The organism is Dietzia sp. SYD-A1, from assembly GCF_015356725.1.
Classification (GTDB): Bacteria; Actinomycetota; Actinomycetes; order Mycobacteriales; family Mycobacteriaceae; genus Dietzia.
The window spans coordinates 1-2,944 of sequence record NZ_JADDKI010000467.1 but is presented as its reverse complement, the minus strand read 5'-3'; the positions used below and the strand labels follow the sequence as shown (position 1 = coordinate 2,944).

General features: G+C 71.6%; 2 protein-coding genes and 1 pseudogene. All 3 read left to right on the top strand.

The window, feature by feature from the left end; genetic code table 11:
* Nucleotides 1-221, top strand: a pseudogene (locus IY392_RS15750) (hypothetical protein); the annotation flags it as partial.
* Nucleotides 222-268: 47 nt separating this feature from the next.
* Nucleotides 269-2,455: an urease subunit alpha gene (gene ureC, locus IY392_RS15745; RefSeq protein WP_194861717.1), complete on the top strand. Its 2,187-nt coding sequence runs from the start codon at nt 269-271 to the stop codon at nt 2,453-2,455.
* Nucleotides 2,452-2,944, top strand: a 493-nt coding sequence (locus IY392_RS15740; protein ID WP_194861716.1) for an urease accessory protein UreF, incomplete at its 3' end; no start/stop codon positions are given. The genes ureC and IY392_RS15740, both read left to right, overlap by 4 nt.

The following is a 2,944-nucleotide window of genomic DNA, read 5'->3' as shown; positions in this document are numbered from 1 at the left end:
GTCGGGAGCTCCCCGGCGAGGGCGAGCACCTTTTGGGCCCGGCGGTGTTGCGCAGCGTGATCGACACCCGCGTGCGCGAGGCGGTTCACCGCCTCGACCACGGCGTCGGCGGCCCGGACGCGGCGGACGGTATCGACGCGGCGCTCGACGCCGAGGACGGCCACGGTTACGCCCACTCCCACGTGGCGGCCGACGGAAGCGTCTACACCCACTCGCACTAGACCCACCCCACAGACCCACCACACCACCCATCACCCCGAGGAGCGCGATGTCCGGATCCGGGAAGTACCAGTACGGCGACGGCGACATCACGCTGGGCGCCGGTCGCGCGACCATCGAGCTCGAGGTCACCAACACCGGCGACCGCGCGGTCCAGGTGGGTTCGCACTACCACTTCTTCGAGGCCAACCGGGAGCTGCGGTTCGACCGCCCCGCCGCCTACGGGCGCCACCTGGCGATCGGCGCGGGGCTGGCGGTGCGGTTCGAACCCGGTCAGACCCGCACCGTGCGGCTGGTGGACTACGCCGGCGAGCGCGTCTGCCACGGCTTCTCCGGATTGGTCGACGGTCGCCTCGACGATCCGGCCGTGCGGGAGCGGGCGCTGGAGCGGATGCACGATGGCGGGTTCCTGTCTGTCAGCGCGGACGTGGCCGATGACGACGACAACGAGGCCCGGCCGACCGCGGGCGGGGTACGCGTCGCCGAAGGCCCGCCGACCGTGCTCCCTCGCGCGACCTACACCGACATCTACGGACCCACGGTCGGGGACCGGCTGACGTTGGCGGACACGGTGTTGACCGTCGAGGTCGAGAGCGATCACAACGCCGTCACCACCGACGGCTCCAGCGGCTACGGCGAGGAGGCCGTCTACGGCGGCGGCAAGGCGATCCGGGACGGGATGGCGCAGGACCCCGCGGGTACGCGGGCCTCGGGCGCGCTGGACCTGGTGATCACCGGGGCCACGATCCTCGACGCGGTGATCGGGGTCGTCAAGGGCGACATCGGGGTGCGCGACGGCCGGATCGTGGCGGTGGGCAAGGCCGGGAACCCGCACCTGCAGGACGGCGTGCACCCGGACCTGGTGATCGGACCCGGCACGGAGGTGGTGGCGGGAGAGCACAAGATCGTCACCGCCGGGGGAGTGGACACCCACATCCACTTCATCGCCCCGCAGCAGGTCGACGAGGCCTTGTCCAACGGGGTGACCACCCTGTTCGGCGGCGGGACCGGACCGTCCGAGGGCACCAAGGGGACCACCTGCACGCCGGGCGCCTGGAACATCGGCCGGATGCTGCAGGCCGCCGACGGGCTTCCGGTGAACATCGGGATCCTGGGCAAGGGCAACACCTCGCAGGCCGAGTCGGCGGTCGAGCAGATCGTCGCCGGCGCGGCGGGCCTGAAAATCCACGAGGACTGGGGCACCACGCCGGCGGCCATCCGCTGCGTGCAGGAGGTCGCGGACGCCTACGACGTCCAGGTGGCGATCCACACCGACACCCTCAACGAGTCCGGCTTCTACGAGGACACCCGCGCCGCACTCGGCGACTCGACGATCCACACGTTCCACTCCGAGGGCGCCGGTGGCGGCCACGCCCCCGACATCCTGCGGGTGTGCGGTGAGCCCAACGTGCTCCCGGCCTCCACCAACCCGACGCTGCCCTACACGGTGAACTCGGTGGACGAGCTGCTCGACATGGTGATGGTGTGCCACCACCTGTCGCATGACATCCCCGAGGACGTGAGCTTCGCCGACTCCCGGGTGCGGGCCGAGACCATCGCCGCGGAGACCGTGCTGCACGACGAGGGCATCATTTCGATCTTCTCGTCCGACTCCCAGGCCATGGGACGGATCGGCGAGTCGTGGCAGCGGGCGTTCCAGACCGCCCACCACTGCCGGGTCGAGCGCGGGCCGCTGCCCGAGGACGGTGATCGCAACGACAACGAGCGGGTCCTGCGGTACGTCGCCAAGATGACCATCAACCCCGCCATCGCCGCCGGGATCTCCGACCACCTGGGCTCGATCGAACCCGGCAAGCTCGCGGACCTGGTGGTGTGGCCGGTCGAGTCGTTCGCCGCCAAGCCCTCGCTGGTGATCAAGGGCGGGATGATCGTGTGGGCACCGATGGGTGACCCCAACGCCTCGCTGCCCACCCCGCAGCCCGTGATCTACCGGCCCATGTTCGGCGCGTACGGCGGGGCCATGCAGTCCACCCGGGTGACGTTCCTGTCCGCGGCGGCGATCGAGGCGGGCGTGCCCGAGCAGCTGGGCCTGACCTCACCGTGCCTGCCAGTGCGCCGGTGCCGGGGCATCGGGAAGAAGGACATGGTGCGCAACGACCGCTGCCCGCGGATCGAGGTGGACCCCGACACCTACGTGGTGACCGTCGACGGCGAGCCCGCCACCATCGCACCCGCGACCACCCTGCCGCTGGCGCAGCTGCACTACCTCGCATGAGCGGTTCCGACCTGTCGCGGCTGCTGCTCGCACTGCAGTTCACGGACTCGTCGTTCCCCTCGGGCATGTACACCCTGTCCCACGGGCTCGAGGGGCTGGCCCAGCGGGGTCAGGTCGACGGCCGGCGCCTGCCGCTGGTGCTGCACTCGATGCTGCGCCACGCCATCGGTCCCGCGGACTCCGTCGCGCTGGCTCTTGCGTGGGCGGCCACCCGCGAGCACGGGGACCGGGACGCGGCGGCGTTGATGGAGGCGGTGACCCGCATCGACCGGCGTCTACACGCCACCCGGTTGACGCGGGAGTTGCGCGACGGCGCCACCCGGACGGGAAAGCAGGTCCTGGACCTGGCGGCCGAGTTGCTCGATGACCCGGTGGTGGCCGCCTGGAACGCCCACGTGCGAGCCCGCCGGTCGCCCGGCTCGCAGTCCGTGGTGATGGGCCTGGTCTACGCCCGCGGGGGGCTGGACCAGCGCGACGCGGTGGCGGCGG

Coding starts and splice junctions, on each gene's coding strand:
- ureC (WP_194861717.1), top strand. CDS start 269: ATGTCCGGATCCGGGAAGTACCAGTACGGCGACGGCGACATCACGCTG.